Genomic DNA, 15,155 nt, shown 5'->3' on the forward strand with positions numbered 1-15,155 from the left:
AAGCTCAGTCATCATTCAGTCACATCTTCAGTTTTAGCATCAGTGTTCTCACTCAAGTTAACCTGATTGGATGCTTCATCCTCTTCGGTATCTCTCATTTCAATCTCTTCATCGTTCTCATCGAGAATGTTGACATCAAGACCAAGACTTTGAAGTTCCTTCATCAATACGCGGAAGGACTCAGGTACACCAGGTTTAGGGACGTTTTCTCCTTTGACAATCGCTTCATACGTCTTCACGCGCCCGACTGTATCATCGGATTTTACTGTCAGGATTTCCTGCAGAGTATACGCGGCACCGTATGCTTCAAGCGCCCATACCTCCATCTCACCGAAACGCTGTCCGCCGAATTGTGCTTTACCACCAAGCGGCTGCTGTGTAACGAGTGAGTATGGTCCTGTACTTCTGGCGTGCAATTTATCATCTACCATATGTGCGAGTTTCAGCATGTACATTACGCCTACGGATATACGGTTCTCGAACGGTTCGCCTGTACGTCCGTCATAGAGGACTGTCTTACCGTCGCGGGCAAGCCCTGCTTCTTCCATTGTACTCCACACATCTTCTTCATTCGCACCATCAAATACAGGTGAAGCCATCTTAAGGCCCATGGCTCTTGCCGCCATGCCCAGGTGAAGCTCTAGAACCTGCCCGATGTTCATACGTGAAGGCACCCCGAGCGGGTTGAGCATGATGTCGATTGGTGTGCCATCCGGCAGGTAAGGCATATCTTCTTCCGGGAGAATCTTGGAAATTACACCTTTGTTACCGTGGCGGCCGCACATCTTGTCCCCTACGCTGATCTTCCTCTTCTGGACGATATAAACCCGGACAAGCTGATTGACACCCGGGGAAAGCTCGTCGCCATCTGCACGATTGAAGACTTTGACATCGAGGACGATTCCGCCTGCACCGTGTGGCACACGGAGTGATGTATCGCGGACTTCCCTCGCCTTTTCACCGAATATTGCATGCAGGAGACGCTCTTCCGCTGTGAGTTCGGTAACACCCTTAGGCGTCACTTTACCAACGAGAATATCGCCATCCTTGACCTCGGCACCGATGTGTACGATACCTCTGTCATCGAGTTTCTTCAATGCGTTATCCGAAACGTTTGGAATATCGCGTGTGATTTCTTCAGGCCCGAGTTTCGTATCGCGTGACTCGGATTCATACTCCTCGATATGGATGGATGTATAGACATCATCCTTCACGAGGCGTTCACTCATGATGACAGCATCCTCATAGTTGTAGCCGTCCCATGTCATGAAGCCGACCACCACATTCCTGCCGAGCGCCATCTCACCATTGTCCATGGAAGGACCATCGGCAAGGATTTCACCTTTGGATACAACATCTCCCGCCGATACGATCGGCTTCTGGTTGTAGCATGTCCCTGAGTTGGAACGTATGAATTTGGACATGTTATAGATATCTTTTTCAGTTTCAGTCTCTTTGCCGTTCTCTTCTTCGATACGGCGCACATGCACTTCACTCGCTGCCACATGCTCTACACGGCCTCTGTAGCGGGATACAATCGCCGCTCCGGAATCACGTGCTGCCACGTGTTCCATGCCGGTGCCGATATGCGGGGACTCGGGAATCAGGAGAGGTACCGCCTGACGCTGCATGTTCGCGCCCATGAGAGCACGGTTGGAGTCATCGTTCTCAAGGAACGGGATACATGCCGTCGCTGCAGATACCACCTGTTTCGGTGAAACGTCCATGTAGTCCATGCGTTCCCTTGCCATTTTGGTGTTATTGCCGCGGAAACGGCAGAGGATCTCTTCATTGATGAACGCTCCATCCTCTTCCAGCGCGGCGTTCGCCTGTGCGACTACATAGTTGTCCTCTTCGTCAGCTGTAAGGTAGTCGATATGGCCCGTCACCCTGTTCGTTTCAGCATCCACCCTGCGGTAAGGGGTCTCGATAAAGCCGAATTCATTCACCCGTGCATAGCTTGACAGGGAGTTGATGAGACCGATGTTCGGCCCCTCCGGCGTTTCAATCGGGCACATGCGCCCGTAGTGGGAGTAGTGCACGTCACGCACTTCCATGCCGGCGCGTTCACGTGTCAGACCGCCGGGTCCGAGAGCTGAGAGACGGCGTTTATGTGTGAGTTCCGCAAGCGGGTTCGTCTGGTCCATGAATTGTGAGAGCTGCGAGCTTCCGAAGAACTCTTTGATTGATGCAATCACAGGCCTGATGTTGATCAGCTGCTGCGGCGTGATGGATTCTGTATCCTGGATGGACATACGTTCCCTTACGACACGCTCCATACGGGACACACCAATCCTGAACTGGTTCTGCAGCAATTCGCCGACAGAACGCAGACGCCGGTTGCCGAGATGGTCGATATCATCTGTATTACCCACTCCATGCAGCAGATTGAAGAAATAGCTCATGGAAGCGATGATATCTGACGGTGTGATCGATTTAACTTCCACATCAGGGAATGCGTTACCGATGATGGTCGTCGTTCCCTCTTCCTGGTTCGGCGCTTCAACTTTGATGGACTGGATTTCCACCGGTTCATCAAGAAGTCCGTTTTCCAGATGGTATGTTTCAAGGTTGGCACTTGATTCCAGCACCTCGATGATGCTGTCCAGTGTGCGGCGGTCTATTGTTGTTCCAGCCTCCGCCACGATTTCGCCGGTCTCTTTATCAACGATGGGTTCCGCCAGCACTTGGTTGAACAGGCGGTTCTGAAGGTGAAGTTTTTTGTTCATCTTGTAGCGGCCGACGTTTGCAAGATCATAACGCTTCGGATCGAAGAACCTTGAGTACAGAAGATTCCTTGCATTCTCAACTGTAGGTGGTTCACCCGGGCGAAGTCGTTCGTAGATTTCTAGGAGCGCCTGGTCTACTGTTTCTGTCGTGTCTTTTTCCAGTGTGTTTCTGATATATTCATTGTCGCCCAGTAATTCTACAATCTCCTGGTCTGTGGAAAAGCCGAGAGCCCTGAGCAATACTGTCATAGGCAGCTTGCGGGTACGGTCAATCCTTACATATACGATATCTTTGGCATCGATTTCGTATTCGAGCCATGCGCCACGGTTTGGAATCACCGTAGCACCAAAGCTTGTCTTGCCGTTCTTGTCGAGTTTCTCTGAATAATAGACAGACGGGCTCCTGACAAGCTGGGATACGATAACACGTTCAGCACCATTGATGATGAAAGTGCCTGTATCCGTCATCAGCGGGAAGTCACCCATGAACACTTCCTGTTCCTTGACCTCTCCCGTTTCCTTGATGACAAGGCGCACTTTAACACGCAGCGGTGCAGAATATGTTGCATCGTGGTTCTTTGCTTCATCCTCATCATATTTCGGCTCACCCAGCTTGTAATCCACAAACTCAAGTGACATATTGCCAGTAAAGTCCTCGACAGGAGAGATATCCTTGAACATCTCAATCAGACCAGTTTTGAGGAACCAGTCATAGGACTTTGTCTGAATTTCGATCAGGTTAGGCAGATCCAATTTCTCTTCGATACGTGCATAGCTTCTGCGTTTAGCGTGTCTTCCATATTGAATCAGTTGACTCATCGACAGATTCACCCCTATTAAAAATTACGTAAAACATTCACCGAAGCAGTTAAACAGCCAATAAGACAAAAAGAAAACGGAATCGCTTCACAACCCCATTTCCTATTTATATTGATCGACTATATTTAATACGCTCCTATCAACAGCGCACAAAAATGCATACTTATTGACATTATATTTTTACATTCTATAACTATATCACAGTACATTTGTCAAGTCAAATTTATAATCAGTGATTCTTGACACCTTTCAGCACATGATAACCCTTTTCGTTGTGAATGGATACGGCATCGCCGAAGGATGCTTCCATCGCCTTCCTATATGACGGCATGCCCTGTTTTTTCTGAACCACCATATAGAATATTCCCCCTGGAGAAAGTTTTTCTGACGCATCATCAATGATGCCCATCACAACCTTTTTCCCCGCACGGAAGGGGGGGTTCGTCACATACAAGCCGACATCTGAAAAAGCACTATCTGCATCGTACTCTGCACGTGTCAGCACTTCGGCCTGGACATCGTTGGTCTCGGCATTCCTGGCGCAGAGCCGGACCGCATCCTCATTCACTTCCACCATGACAGGCTTCATGCCGAGGGCATCCCCGGCTATAATGCCGATCGGACCGTATCCTGCCCCCATATCAATGAACTGCGCATGTTCCACCCCGTTGAAGTCAGTGATCACAGCTTCGATCAGCACCCTCGACCCGAAATCGATACGCTCACGCGAAAACACTCCGCGGTCGGTCGTGAATCGGTACGTTCTGCCTGCATGCACATATTCTATTTCCCTGAAATCATGTTCGGTATCATCATTTGTAAAATAATGCGCCATTCAATCACTCCCAAAAAGTCATCAATGCCCAAGCAATTAAAAAAGGCCCATTTAAACGTGATGTTTAAGATGAGCCTTCGGGTTTACACAAAAATTATTTAAGTTCGATGCTGGCGCCAACTTCTTCAAGTTGAGCTTTGAGTTCTTCAGCCTCTTCTTTAGAAGCGCCTTCTTTGACGACTTTAGGAGCACCGTCAACGAGTTCTTTAGCGTCTTTCAGGCCAAGACCAGTTGCTTCACGCACAACTTTGATGACTTTGATCTTGGAAGATCCGGCATCAGTAAGTTCTACGTCGAATTCAGTCTGCTCTTCAGCTGCCGCTTCACCAGCACCGGCACCTGCTGCTGCTACTGGAGCTGCTGCAGTTACGCCAAATTCTTCTTCAATTGCTTTAACGAGATCGTTAAGTTCTAGAACGGACATTTCTTTAATCGCTTCAATGATTTGTTCGTGAGTCATTATAATTCCTCCATCAATAGTTTTTTAGTTTGGATATTAAGCTTCTTCGTTCTCTTTCTGTTCGCCGACAGCTTTAACTGCATAAGCGAAGTTGCGGACAGGAGCCTGAAGTACGGACAGCAGCATGGAAACAAGGCCGTCTTTATCCGGCAGTGTCGCAATTGCCTTGACATCTTCAGCCGGTGTGAACGCACCTTCGATGATGCCGGCTTTGATTTCGAGAGCTTCATGGTCTTTTGCGAATTCATTGATGATCTTCGCCGGCGAAATCACATCTTCGTTTGAAAATGCAAGCGCGTTCGGACCAGTGAGGAATTCGTTGATTTCCGTCAGTCCAGCTTTTTCAGCTGCACGGCGGGTCATCGTGTTTTTGTAAACCTTGAATTCAACACCCGCGTCACGAAGCTGTTTACGAAGTTCTGTCATTTCAGACACTGAAAGACCGCGGTAGTCAACAAGTACTGTTGATACAGAGTTCTTGAGCTGTTCAGAAATGGCATCGACATGCTGTGACTTAGCTTCAATTACGTTTGACATAGTTACACCTCCATAATTTTTGTGTATCCGGTGCATTAAAAAAGCACCTTTTACCCACGGCAAAAAGTGCTTGAATATTAAAAATTAAGATTCAAGTCGTTTTCATTGCCTCGGCAGGATGATGTTTTAAGCACTGTGTGCTCCTACTGTCTTAGGTAATCATTTAAAATACAACTGCAACTATACACAATCAGGCTGCAGTTGTCAATATACAATTACTTGGTTTCTTCAACAGCATTCAAGTCAACTTTGATTCCAGGCCCCATAGTTGAAGACACTGCAGCAGACTTGAAGTAAGTACCTTTTGCAGATGCAGGTTTCGCTTTTTGAAGCGCATCGTAGATTGCCCGGAAGTTATCTTGGAGCTTCTCTCCGTCGAAGGAAACTTTTCCGATAGCTGCATGGACGATACCGGCTTTCTCGGCACGGTACTCGACCTTACCGGCTTTGATCTCTTCTACAGCTTTAGTTACATCCATAGTCACAGTGCCGGTTTTAGGATTCGGCATAAGGCCTTTCGGTCCGAGCACGCGCCCAAGTTTACCAACTTCGCCCATCATGTCAGGTGTTGCCACGATGACATCGAAGTCGAACCATCCACCGTTGATCTTGTCGATGTATTCTTTTTCCCCTACATAATCTGCCCCTGCAGCTTCTGCTTCTTTAGCTTTATCGCCTTTGGCGAATACCAATACACGCTGTGACTTGCCAGTACCGTGCGGCAGCACGATTGCTCCGCGGATCTGCTGGTCATTTTTACGTGTATCAATACCGAGACGGAATGCTACTTCTACAGAAGCGTCGAAGTTAACAGTGCTTGTCTCTTTAGCAAGTTTTACCGCTTCTTCTACTGAATATGCAGAAGTCTGGTCGAACTTTTCAAGAGCTGCCTGATACTTTTTACTTCTCTTAGCCATTACTATTCCTCCTTGTGGTTATAGCGGGTTATCCTCCCACGTTTGTATTAATACTCATTCGTTAAAATTTGTTTTAATTACTTTTCTACAGAGAAGCCCATGCTTCTTGCTGTACCTTCGACCATGCGCATAGCCGCTTCCACGCTTGCAGCGTTCAGGTCTTCCATTTTTGTTTCAGCAATTTCACGTACCTGTGCTTCAGTTACAGTTGCCACCTTGTTTTTATTAGGTTCGCCTGAACCTTTTTCAACACTTGCCGCTTTCTTAAGCAGAACAGCAGCCGGCGGAGTTTTTGTAATGAAAGTGAAAGAACGGTCCTCAAATACGGATATTTCAACCGGAATGATGAGACCAGCCTGTTCCTGTGTACGCGCATTGAATTCTTTACAGAATCCCATGATGTTTACACCAGCCTGACCCAGCGCCGGACCTACCGGTGGTGCCGGATTCGCCTTACCTGCAGGAATCTGCAATTTCACAACGTTGATTACTTTTTTAGCCACGATGTGCACCTCCTCGTTATCGTGATGTGGTCATAGGATGTTGTAGTTTTCATCCTCCCACTCGCATCCATAAAAAGATGGCCGAATAAAATTCGACCATAATAATATACCATCTTCATGCATGAATTACAAGTGACTTATTACAATTTCTCGATCTGGTCGAATTCAACTTCAACCGGCGTCTCACGGCCGAACATTTCAACCAGTACGGTGAGCTTGTAACGCTCTTCATCGATATGGCTGATCTCGCCTGCCTGATTTTTGAATGGACCGTCGACAATGCTCACGGATTCACCGACTTCCACTTCGAAATCGACTGTGCGCTCGACCATGCCCATGGATTTGAGGATGAACTTCGCCTCTTCCGGCAGAAGTGGATTCGGTTTACTCCCCGCTCCCTGGGAACCGACAAAACCTGTGACTCCCGGCGTGTTCCTCACCACGTACCAAGACTCATCGGTCATGACGAGTTCGACCAGGACGTAGCCCGGGAAGGTTTTCTTCATCGCAGTTTTACGCTTGCCGTCTTTGACAGTCGTCTCTTCCTCTTCCGGAATGACCACCCTGAAGATCTGGTCCTGCATATTCATGGAGTCGACGCGCGCCTCGAGGTTTTTTCTTACTTTGTTTTCATATCCGGAATAAGTATGGACAGCATACCAATTCTTTTCTCCTGACATAGCAGTATCTCTCCTTTTATTACATTAAGTCTATGATAGCGGAGATACCCAGGTCCAGCGCGTAGAAGAACGCCAGAAAGAATATCACTGTGAGCATGACGACCGTAGTATAACGTACTGTCTCCTGGCCTGTCGGCCAGCTTACTTTTTTCATTTCGCTAACGACATTCTGTAGGAAATTCTTATTATTAGCCATTCTGTTTCCTCCTGTGATCAGATGGAACTCTTATGAGTCGTATGCCGGTTGCACATTTTGCAGTATTTCTTTATAACGAGCCGTTCGTTATGCTCAGTTTGTGTCGTATAGTTACGCGACCCGCATTCAGTGCACAGTAGTGCCACTTTCATCATAAAATCCTCATTTCAATTCTAATTTACTATAACGATTTCAGGCCATGTTGTCAAATGACCCTTCAGGCTCCGGATCAAGGTCCAGCTGTTCTTTTTTGCGCCTGACACGGTACAGGCTGTTCGACACGGTCCTCCTGTCCACCTTCAGACGCTCAGCTATATTATCCATGCTCCAGCCGCTTCTGAAAAGTCTGAGTATCCGCTGTTCGAACGGTGAACAGACGCTCTTTTCACCGAGAAGGTAACCGATCTGCTCCTCCTTGACCAGATGCTCCGCCGGATCCTCCATGCGCCTGTCCCGGGACTCCCCCACATCAAAGTTGGCAATCCGTCCGCGGAGGACATGCTCCCCACTTTTTGCGGAGTGGTATTCCTTGATGCGCTTATACATTTCAAAGCGTATGGAGCGCATTACATAATGCCGGAAGTGTCCACTGTCATGTTCATACCGGTAGCACAGGCGAAGGGCATACTCCATCATATCCTGCTCGATGTCTTCCCTTTCATTATATGCATTCGTGTATTTGAAGCTCATGTGTATGACACCTGGGCGAAGATATCTGTCGATTGCATCGAATGCTTCCATATCACCATCGTAGACTTGAAGGGCAAGTCGGTCCAGCTCATCGTCCATGCTTTCTTTTATAATGAAATGAAAGTCCGTAATCCGGTACAAAACAACCCCTCCTATACTGTATTAAACAAATGATAAGAGGGATCGCCTTTTAATTCAATATGTCAGAAACGGCCGCGCCGCCATTTTTCCAGTTTTGCGTGGATATCCTCGCCGATATCTATTTTCTGCCTGGGCATTTTTTCATTAATCGCATCCACTTTCCTGCTGATATTCTTTTCCGCCTCCGACAGTGAAATCCACATTTCACGCGAAGAGATTCTGTAGGCACCGAGGGCGAAGATCGCATTCTGCTCCGTGAGATCGCTTGTGACAACGCTGATCTCGCAAAGGTGCGGATGATAGTTGTCATGGACAAACCGCTCTATATACTCATCTGCCGTCTCCTTTTCCTTCGTATATATTACAGTGACTCCGTGAAAATCAAATATGCTCTCCTTCGATTTTACTTCATAGGCATCAAATACACAGATGATTTCGCAGCTTACGACCGACTGGTATTCGCTCAGTGCAGCCAGCACCTTCTCCCTGGGAACGATCATTGAGTGGAGAGATTCGCGGTGAAGTTCCCTGTTCGCCCCGATCAGGTTGTAGCCGTCCACCACGAGCAGCCGCCGCTTTTTCCGCTTCATGGCTATTCACTTCCGGCAGGGTTCTGCTTACGGTACACTTCATACATCAGAAGCGCTGCGGAGACCGATGCATTCAGGCTGGTAATATGTCCCACCATCGGAATCCTGACGATGAAATCGCATTTTTCCAGCGTCTTTTTACTGATTCCCCTGCCTTCACTGCCGATGACCAGGGCGGTGTTCACATCGGCGGTAAACTCACGGAAATCCATCTCCCCTTTGCCGTCACTGCCGGCAATCCAGAATCCCTTTTCCTTAAGTTCATCTATCGTCTGGTTGATATTCGTCACCCTGACTACGGGTACGTGTTCAATCGCACCGGTCGAAGTCTTGGCGACCGTATCCGTCAACTGCACCGATCTGCGGTTCGGAATGATAATACCATCAAAGCCGGTGGCATCACACGTCCTTAGAATCGACCCCAGATTATGGGGGTCCTCAAGCCCGTCCAGGATGACCAGGTTCGCCCGCCTGCCCTCAATATTACGGAGAAGCGTTTCAAGCGGCATGTATTCATGCGGGCTCGCCATGGCGACCACGCCCTGGTGACGCTCCGCCGTCAGGCCGTCAATCTTGTTCTTCGGTACCGCCTGGACGACAATCCTTCGTTTTTTGGCAGTGTCCAGTATTTCCCGGATCTGTCCTTTGTTGATTGAATCCTGTATCATCACTTTGTTGATGTCTGCGTTATTCTGAAGCGCCTCCTTGACAGCGTGGCGCCCGACAATTACGGAATCACTCATCGCCATCCCTCCCTCTTTCTATGATTTTCTGCATGAGGATCCCTATGCGGTCCTGTGCCCCGTGCAGTTCGAGCCAGCCGATTAGCGCCTCTATCCCCGAAGCATTCCGGTATTCTTTGATCGTGGCATTTTTGGCACGGGTCGCGCTGGACTTGTTCCGCGCACGTTTGGCCATATCCCATTCGGCAGCCGTCAGTACACCTTCGTTTTTCAGGTGAAGCAGCGCCTCCGACTGTGCACGCGCACTGACAAGCATATTCGCTTCCCTGTGCAGCTGGTCCGGCTTCAGATACGGCTTCTCCTTTATGAGGAATGTGCGGATGTACACGGCATACACCGCATCTCCTAAAAAGGCGAGCGACAGGGCCGGGACGTCATCCAGTGTGAACCTAGCCACGTTTGAAACGCACGCCTTCCCTGGTGTCTTCGAGCACGATGCCCTGAGCCTTCAATGAATCGCGTATTTCATCAGCACGGGCAAAGTCCCGGTTTGCCCGTGCTGCATCGCGCTCTTCAATCAGTGCCTCGATTTCCTCATCCAGCAGTATCTCTTCACGCACGAGCGTCACTCCAAGCACTTCGCTGAATATATCGAATGCTTCCATGAATGCTTTCAGCACTTCTTTGTCCGTCGTGCTGCCCCGCATATATTTGTTGAGTTCCGTAGCAAGTTCATGCCACACGGTGATTGCATTAGCCGTGTTGAAATCATCATCCATGTGACGCTCAAATGAGGCGACCTTGTCCTCTACCACACGCACATAGGCCCCGGCGTCGCCGCTGCCGACGGATGTTTCAAGGCGCTCCTGCGCCTGCGCGTAACTTGACTGGATGCGCTCGAGACCTGCTGCCGCCGCTTCGACAAGCTCACGGTTGTAGTTGATCGGGTTGCGGTAATGGACACTGATCATGAAGAACCTGAGCACATTCGGATCGATTTCCCTGATGATGTCGTGCACAAGAATAAAATTCCCTAGTGATTTGGACATCTTTTCATTATCGATGTTGATGTAGCCGTTATGCATCCAGTAGTTCGAAAATGTCGCATCCGTCATGCACTCACTCTGCGCAATTTCATTTTCATGGTGGGGGAACGTCAGGTCCTGCCCCCCCGCATGGATATCGATTGTGTCACCAAGATGATGGCGGGCCATGACGCTGCACTCGATATGCCAGCCCGGGCGTCCCTCCCCCCAGGGGGAGTGCCACTTGATTTCACCTTCCTTGGCCTGTTTCCACAGGACAAAATCGAGCGGATCCTCCTTCTTCTCACCGGATTCGATGCGTGCCCCGACTTTGAGATCGTCCACCGACTGGTGGGACAGCTTGCCGTATTCATCGAATGAGCGCGTTTTGAAATAGACATCCCCTTCCGACTCATAGGCATGCCCCTTGTCGACAAGCACCTGGATGAATTCGATGATGTCATCCATGTGATCCATCACCCGCGGGTGTTCAGTCGCCCGTTTCACATTGAGCGCACCCGTATCCTCGAAAAATTCATGGATAAAACGGTCTGCAATGGCTGGGACCTCCTCTTTCAGTTCCATCGAAGCCCTGATCAGCTTATCGTCCACGTCGGTGAAATTGGATACGTAATTCACATCGTATCCCTTATACTCCAGATACCGTCGCACCGTATCAAATGCGATGGCCGGGCGTGCATTGCCGATGTGGATATAGTTATAGACCGTCGGACCACACACATACATTTTCACTTTGCCGTCCTCGATCGGCCTGAAATCCTCCTTGCGTCTTGTTAAAGAATTATATATGCGAACCATTCTCTACCTCGTTTCTGACTTCACTTCTAAAGTCCTTGATTTCATCTTCCAGCCCTAGGATCATATCCAGTATAGGATCGGGGAGGTCGGTCTGGTTAAGATCCCGGGCATTCTTCACTTTTTCCCCGGCCTGTTTGACTACATGCCCCGGGATGCCGACAACTGTCGAATCCTTCGGCACATCGTAGAGCACTACGGAGTTCGCCCCCACTTTCGAGTTTTCGCGGATCCGGATGTTGCCGAGCACTTTCGCACCCGCGGCGATAAGCACGTTATCATCCACATCAGGATGCCTTTTCTTTTCTTCTTTACCCGTACCGCCGAGCGTTACTCCCTGGTATATCGTCACGTTATTGCCTATCCGGCATGTTTCACCGATTACCGTACCCATGCCGTGATCTATGAAAAGCCTCCTGCCGACCTGCGCTCCGGGATGAATTTCAATGCCCGTGACAAAACGGCTCACCTGTGAAATGATACGCGCGCTCGTCGTAAAGTTTTTCCTGTAGAGCCTGTGCGCCAGCAGATGGGACCACACTGCATGGAGACCGGAATACGTAAAGAATACTTCAAGGCGGTTTTTTGCCGCCGGGTCCAACTCAAGCACCATGTCGATATCTTCATTTATTCTCCGAAACACTATTCATCCCTCCTGTATTGACACCGTATATAAAAAGCCTCTGCCCCGATGATGGGACAGAGGCGCAATATGCACGGTTCCACTCTGTTTGCAGACTGAAAATACAGTCCGCACTTCAAAATTATGAAGTTGCATACAGGGTGCAATTCTGATCAGTGGCCGGTCATCCTCGCAGCTTCCGGATGATCTCTGATTTCCGCCGCCAATCCTACTCCTGGTCCCCATATCGTCTTAATCATAAGGCATAAGCCCTGCATCTGCAAGGTGTTTGCCCGCTATTTCAATTTTGCGATGCGATCCATCACTTTCTCTTTACCAAGCAGCGAAATCGTATCCGGAAGCTCAGGCCCTCTTGTCTGACCGGTTACCGCTACGCGGATCGGCATGAAGAGTTTTTTGCCCTTGTATCCTGTCGACTTCTGGACATCTTTGATTGCAGCCTTGATCGTTTCGGGGGAAAAATCCTCAAGTTCACCGAAGCGTGTATGCAGGGCTGTCATAAGTTCCGGTATATGCTCATCCGAAATCACTGCATTGGCATCCTCGTCAAACTCGATATCTTCCTTGAAGAACTGCTCGGAGAGCGTCGTGATCTCCCCGGCAAAACTCATCTGCTCCTGATAGAGTGCGACAAGTTTACGCGCCCAGTCCAGCTCCTCCTCTGAAGCATTCTCCGCAACGAGCCCTTCCTTGACAAGGTGCGGCAGCGCCATCTCGAACACAGTCTCCGTATCCTTTTCCTTCATATACTGGTTATTGATCCATGTCAGCTTCTGCTTGTCGAAAAACGCCGGAGATTTGGACAGGCGCTTTTCGTCGAACAGCTCGATGAATTCCTTTTTGGAGAAGATTTCCTCCTCCCCTTCAGGTGTCCAGCCAAGCAGCGCGATGAAGTTGAACAGTGCTTCAGGCAGGTAACCCAGATCCTTGTACTGCTCGATGAACTGGATGATTGAACCATCACGCTTGGACAGTTTCTTCTTATCCTCATTGACGATGAGCGTCATGTGTCCGAACTTCGGCTCCTCCCAGCCAAATGCCTCATAGACCATCTGCTGCTTCGGCGTATTGGAAATATGATCGTCGCCGCGGAGGACGTGGGAAATTCCCATGTAATGGTCGTCTACGACAACAGCGAAGTTGTATGTCGGCACACCATCCTTCTTCACAATGACCCAGTCGCCTATACCGTTCGATTCAAACGACACATCGCCTTTGACGATATCGTCGAATGTGTATGTCTTGTCCCGGGGCACGCGGAGCCGGATGCTCGGCTGCCTGCCTTCTGCGATCAGCGCCTCTTCCTCTTCCTCGCTCAGGTTGGCATGCTGTCCGCCATAACGCGGCATCTCACCGCGGGCAATCTGCGCTTCACGCTCCGTTTCCAGCTCTTCAGACGTCATATAGCAGCGGTATGCCTTGTTTTCATCCAGCAACTGCTGGACGAGTGGATCATAGATGTGTCCGCGTTCAGACTGGCGGTACGGTCCGTAGCCTCCGTCCTGGTCGACACTCTCATCCCATTCGAGACCGAGCCATTTCAAATAGTGCAGCTGCGACTCTTCGCCGGTTTCCACATTCCTCGCCTTGTCGGTATCCTCGATGCGGATGACGAAATCCCCGCCGTAATGACGCGCAAAAAGATAGTTGAACAGCGCGGACCTTGCATTGCCGATGTGCAGATATCCAGTCGGACTGGGTGCATACCTTACTCTGACTTTATCCATTATGATTCCTCCATTTTTTCAAGTAGTACCACCGCTTCGCTTGCGATGCCCTCTCCTCTGCCGGTGAAGCCAAGCTTTTCTGTAGTCGTCGCCTTAATGTTAACATTGCCGGTTTCCGCCTTCAAAAGCGAGGCGGATATTTCACGCATGTCGTCTATATAAGGTCTGAACTTCGGCTTTTCCGCCATGATCACAGCATCGATGTTACCGATCCTGTAGCCTTTTCCCTCCATCATTTCCACTACTTCTGCAAGCAGCACTTTGGAATCCATACCCTTGTACGCTTCATCAGTGTCAGGGAAGAATTTGCCTATATCACCGAGTGCGAGCGCTCCGAGTATCGCATCCGCCATCGTGTGCAGCAGTACATCCGCGTCCGAATGACCCCTGAGTCCCATCTCGTGCGGAATTTCAATGCCACCGATGATGAGCGGCCTGCCCGACTCGAAAGCATGGACGTCAAAACCGTGCCCGATTCTAAACATGATGATCCACCATTCTTTTTATGATTGCTTCCGCCATGATCAGATCCTCCATGGTAGTGATTTTTATATTGTCGTAATTCGATGTGACAACATGGACTTCCTCGCCCAACGATTCCACCATGCCCGCATCATCCGTCACACTCAGGTTATTCTTTTCCGCTTCACTGTAGGCCCTCATGATGAGGTCATAGCTAAATGCCTGTGGGGTATGCGTCACGAAAAGTTCGTCCCGGGGGACGGTCTCTTTGACTTTGCCGCCTTCAACCCTCTTGATGGTGTCCTTCACCTTCACGCCACAGATCACAGCAGACTTGTGCTTGACGTTTTCATACAATTCAAAAAGTATATCCTGTGAGACAAACGGCCGCGCCCCGTCGTGAATAAGCACATACTCGCACTCAGGGATATTTTTCAGAACGTTGAAGATACTGTGCTGCCGCTCGTCCCCGCCCTCGAACACACCTTTTACTTTATAGGACGAGGAGAACAGGTCGATCATGCTGTCCATCTCTTCTTTCCTGGCCGCAAGATAGATGGCATCACAGTTCCTGTCCTTTTCAAATTGTTCAATCGTCATCTGTATGATCGCCATTTCATTGATCTGGATGAAGACTTTATTATAATCATAACCCATCCGCTTGCCGAGGCCCGCGGCTGGTATTACTGCAACATATCCCAT

The 15,155-nt window shown here is 49.4% G+C and carries 18 protein-coding genes and 1 other annotated feature; all 18 genes read right to left on the reverse strand.

The genetic code is table 11. From position 1 onward, the window contains the following. Positions 1 to 11: 11 nt before the first annotated feature. The 18 genes from rpoB to ispD all read right to left on the reverse strand — a co-directional run bounded on the left by rpoB (position 12) and on the right by ispD (position 15,155). Positions 12 to 3,548, reverse strand: coding sequence for a DNA-directed RNA polymerase subunit beta (gene rpoB, locus C792_RS0113390; protein WP_017549971.1), 3,537 nt, complete (start codon positions 3,546 to 3,548; stop codon positions 12 to 14). Between the two features lie 229 nt (positions 3,549 to 3,777). Continuing rightward, entirely contained in the window at positions 3,778 to 4,383 is a 606-nt protein-coding gene (locus C792_RS0113395) for a class I SAM-dependent methyltransferase (protein WP_017549972.1), read from the reverse strand. A gap of 94 nt (positions 4,384 to 4,477) precedes the next feature. Further along, entirely contained in the window at positions 4,478 to 4,846 is a 369-nt protein-coding gene (gene rplL, locus C792_RS0113400; protein WP_156811693.1) for a 50S ribosomal protein L7/L12, read from the reverse strand. 33 nt (positions 4,847 to 4,879) lie between these two features. Then, complete coding sequence (gene rplJ, locus C792_RS0113405) at positions 4,880 to 5,380, reverse strand: 50S ribosomal protein L10 (RefSeq protein WP_017549974.1); 501 nt, start codon at positions 5,378 to 5,380, stop codon at positions 4,880 to 4,882. A 28-nt stretch (positions 5,381 to 5,408) separates the two neighbouring features. Continuing rightward, positions 5,409 to 5,554: a sequence feature (ribosomal protein L10 leader region), on the reverse strand. A 41-nt stretch (positions 5,555 to 5,595) separates the two neighbouring features. After that, positions 5,596 to 6,297 carry a 50S ribosomal protein L1 gene (rplA, locus tag C792_RS0113410; protein WP_017549975.1) on the reverse strand — a complete coding sequence of 234 codons (702 nt, stop codon included), beginning with the start codon at positions 6,295 to 6,297 and terminating at the stop codon, positions 5,596 to 5,598. 77 nt (positions 6,298 to 6,374) lie between these two features. After that, on the reverse strand, positions 6,375 to 6,800 hold the full coding sequence (rplK, locus tag C792_RS0113415; RefSeq protein ID WP_017549976.1) for a 50S ribosomal protein L11: 426 nt from the start codon (positions 6,798 to 6,800) through the stop codon (positions 6,375 to 6,377). 140 nt (positions 6,801 to 6,940) lie between these two features. Next, positions 6,941 to 7,480, reverse strand: a complete 540-nt coding sequence (nusG, locus tag C792_RS0113420; protein WP_017549977.1) for a transcription termination/antitermination protein NusG — start codon at positions 7,478 to 7,480, stop codon at positions 6,941 to 6,943. Positions 7,481 to 7,499: 19 nt separating this feature from the next. Next, positions 7,500 to 7,676 (reverse strand): preprotein translocase subunit SecE, encoded by a 177-nt coding sequence (gene secE / locus C792_RS0113425; RefSeq protein ID WP_017549978.1) that lies wholly within the window; start codon positions 7,674 to 7,676, stop codon positions 7,500 to 7,502. A 17-nt stretch (positions 7,677 to 7,693) separates the two neighbouring features. Next, complete coding sequence (rpmG, locus tag C792_RS14800) at positions 7,694 to 7,831, reverse strand: 50S ribosomal protein L33 (RefSeq protein ID WP_083854871.1); 138 nt, start codon at positions 7,829 to 7,831, stop codon at positions 7,694 to 7,696. A gap of 37 nt (positions 7,832 to 7,868) precedes the next feature. After that, entirely contained in the window at positions 7,869 to 8,507 is a 639-nt protein-coding gene (locus C792_RS0113430) for a sigma-70 family RNA polymerase sigma factor (RefSeq protein ID WP_017549979.1), read from the reverse strand. Positions 8,508 to 8,569: 62 nt separating this feature from the next. Next, positions 8,570 to 9,097 carry an NYN domain-containing protein gene (locus tag C792_RS0113435; RefSeq protein ID WP_017549980.1) on the reverse strand — a complete coding sequence of 176 codons (528 nt, stop codon included), beginning with the start codon at positions 9,095 to 9,097 and terminating at the stop codon, positions 8,570 to 8,572. A 2-nt stretch (positions 9,098 to 9,099) separates the two neighbouring features. Next, positions 9,100 to 9,840 carry a 23S rRNA (guanosine(2251)-2'-O)-methyltransferase RlmB gene (gene rlmB, locus C792_RS0113440; protein ID WP_017549981.1) on the reverse strand — a complete coding sequence of 247 codons (741 nt, stop codon included), beginning with the start codon at positions 9,838 to 9,840 and terminating at the stop codon, positions 9,100 to 9,102. Beyond that, the gene (locus C792_RS0113445; protein ID WP_026090371.1) at positions 9,833 to 10,237 is read right to left on the reverse strand and encodes a Mini-ribonuclease 3; all 405 of its coding nucleotides are present in this window, start codon (positions 10,235 to 10,237) and stop codon (positions 9,833 to 9,835) included. Before C792_RS0113445 ends, rlmB begins: the two co-directional genes overlap by 8 nt. Further along, on the reverse strand, positions 10,230 to 11,624 hold the full coding sequence (gene cysS / locus C792_RS0113450; protein WP_017549983.1) for a cysteine--tRNA ligase: 1,395 nt from the start codon (positions 11,622 to 11,624) through the stop codon (positions 10,230 to 10,232). Before cysS ends, C792_RS0113445 begins: the two co-directional genes overlap by 8 nt. Next, entirely contained in the window at positions 11,608 to 12,264 is a 657-nt protein-coding gene (cysE, locus tag C792_RS0113455; protein WP_017549984.1) for a serine O-acetyltransferase, read from the reverse strand. The genes cysS and cysE overlap by 17 nt, the downstream gene beginning before the upstream one ends. Before the next feature lie 275 nt (positions 12,265 to 12,539). Further along, positions 12,540 to 13,994, reverse strand: a complete 1,455-nt coding sequence (gene gltX, locus C792_RS0113460; RefSeq protein WP_026090372.1) for a glutamate--tRNA ligase — start codon at positions 13,992 to 13,994, stop codon at positions 12,540 to 12,542. Then, positions 13,991 to 14,476: a 2-C-methyl-D-erythritol 2,4-cyclodiphosphate synthase gene (gene ispF, locus C792_RS0113465; RefSeq protein WP_017549986.1), complete on the reverse strand. Its 486-nt coding sequence runs from the start codon at positions 14,474 to 14,476 to the stop codon at positions 13,991 to 13,993. Before ispF ends, gltX begins: the two co-directional genes overlap by 4 nt. Further along, positions 14,469 to 15,155 (reverse strand): 2-C-methyl-D-erythritol 4-phosphate cytidylyltransferase, encoded by a 687-nt coding sequence (ispD, locus tag C792_RS0113470; protein ID WP_017549987.1) that lies wholly within the window; start codon positions 15,153 to 15,155, stop codon positions 14,469 to 14,471. Before ispD ends, ispF begins: the two co-directional genes overlap by 8 nt.

Source organism: Salinicoccus carnicancri Crm (genome assembly GCF_000330705.1).
Lineage (GTDB): Bacteria > Bacillota > Bacilli > Staphylococcales > Salinicoccaceae > Salinicoccus > Salinicoccus carnicancri.

Excerpts from the sequence above, each read along its gene's own strand:
- rpoB (WP_017549971.1), bottom strand. The coding sequence starts at position 3,548 with ATGAGTCAACTGATTCAATATGGAAGACACGCTAAACGCAGAAGCTAT.
- C792_RS0113395 (WP_017549972.1), bottom strand. The coding sequence starts at position 4,383 with ATGGCGCATTATTTTACAAATGATGATACCGAACATGATTTCAGGGAA.
- rplJ (WP_017549974.1), bottom strand. The coding sequence starts at position 5,380 with ATGTCAAACGTAATTGAAGCTAAGTCACAGCATGTCGATGCCATTTCT.
- rplA (WP_017549975.1), bottom strand. The coding sequence starts at position 6,297 with ATGGCTAAGAGAAGTAAAAAGTATCAGGCAGCTCTTGAAAAGTTCGAC.
- nusG (WP_017549977.1), bottom strand. The coding sequence starts at position 7,480 with ATGTCAGGAGAAAAGAATTGGTATGCTGTCCATACTTATTCCGGATAT.
- secE (WP_017549978.1), bottom strand. The coding sequence starts at position 7,676 with ATGGCTAATAATAAGAATTTCCTACAGAATGTCGTTAGCGAAATGAAA.
- rpmG (WP_083854871.1), bottom strand. The coding sequence starts at position 7,831 with ATGATGAAAGTGGCACTACTGTGCACTGAATGCGGGTCGCGTAACTAT.
- C792_RS0113435 (WP_017549980.1), bottom strand. The coding sequence starts at position 9,097 with ATGAAGCGGAAAAAGCGGCGGCTGCTCGTGGTGGACGGCTACAACCTG.
- rlmB (WP_017549981.1), bottom strand. The coding sequence starts at position 9,840 with ATGAGTGATTCCGTAATTGTCGGGCGCCACGCTGTCAAGGAGGCGCTT.
- cysS (WP_017549983.1), bottom strand. The coding sequence starts at position 11,624 with ATGGTTCGCATATATAATTCTTTAACAAGACGCAAGGAGGATTTCAGG.
- ispF (WP_017549986.1), bottom strand. The coding sequence starts at position 14,476 with ATGTTTAGAATCGGGCACGGTTTTGACGTCCATGCTTTCGAGTCGGGC.
- ispD (WP_017549987.1), bottom strand. The coding sequence starts at position 15,155 with ATGGGATATGTTGCAGTAATACCAGCCGCGGGCCTCGGCAAGCGGATG.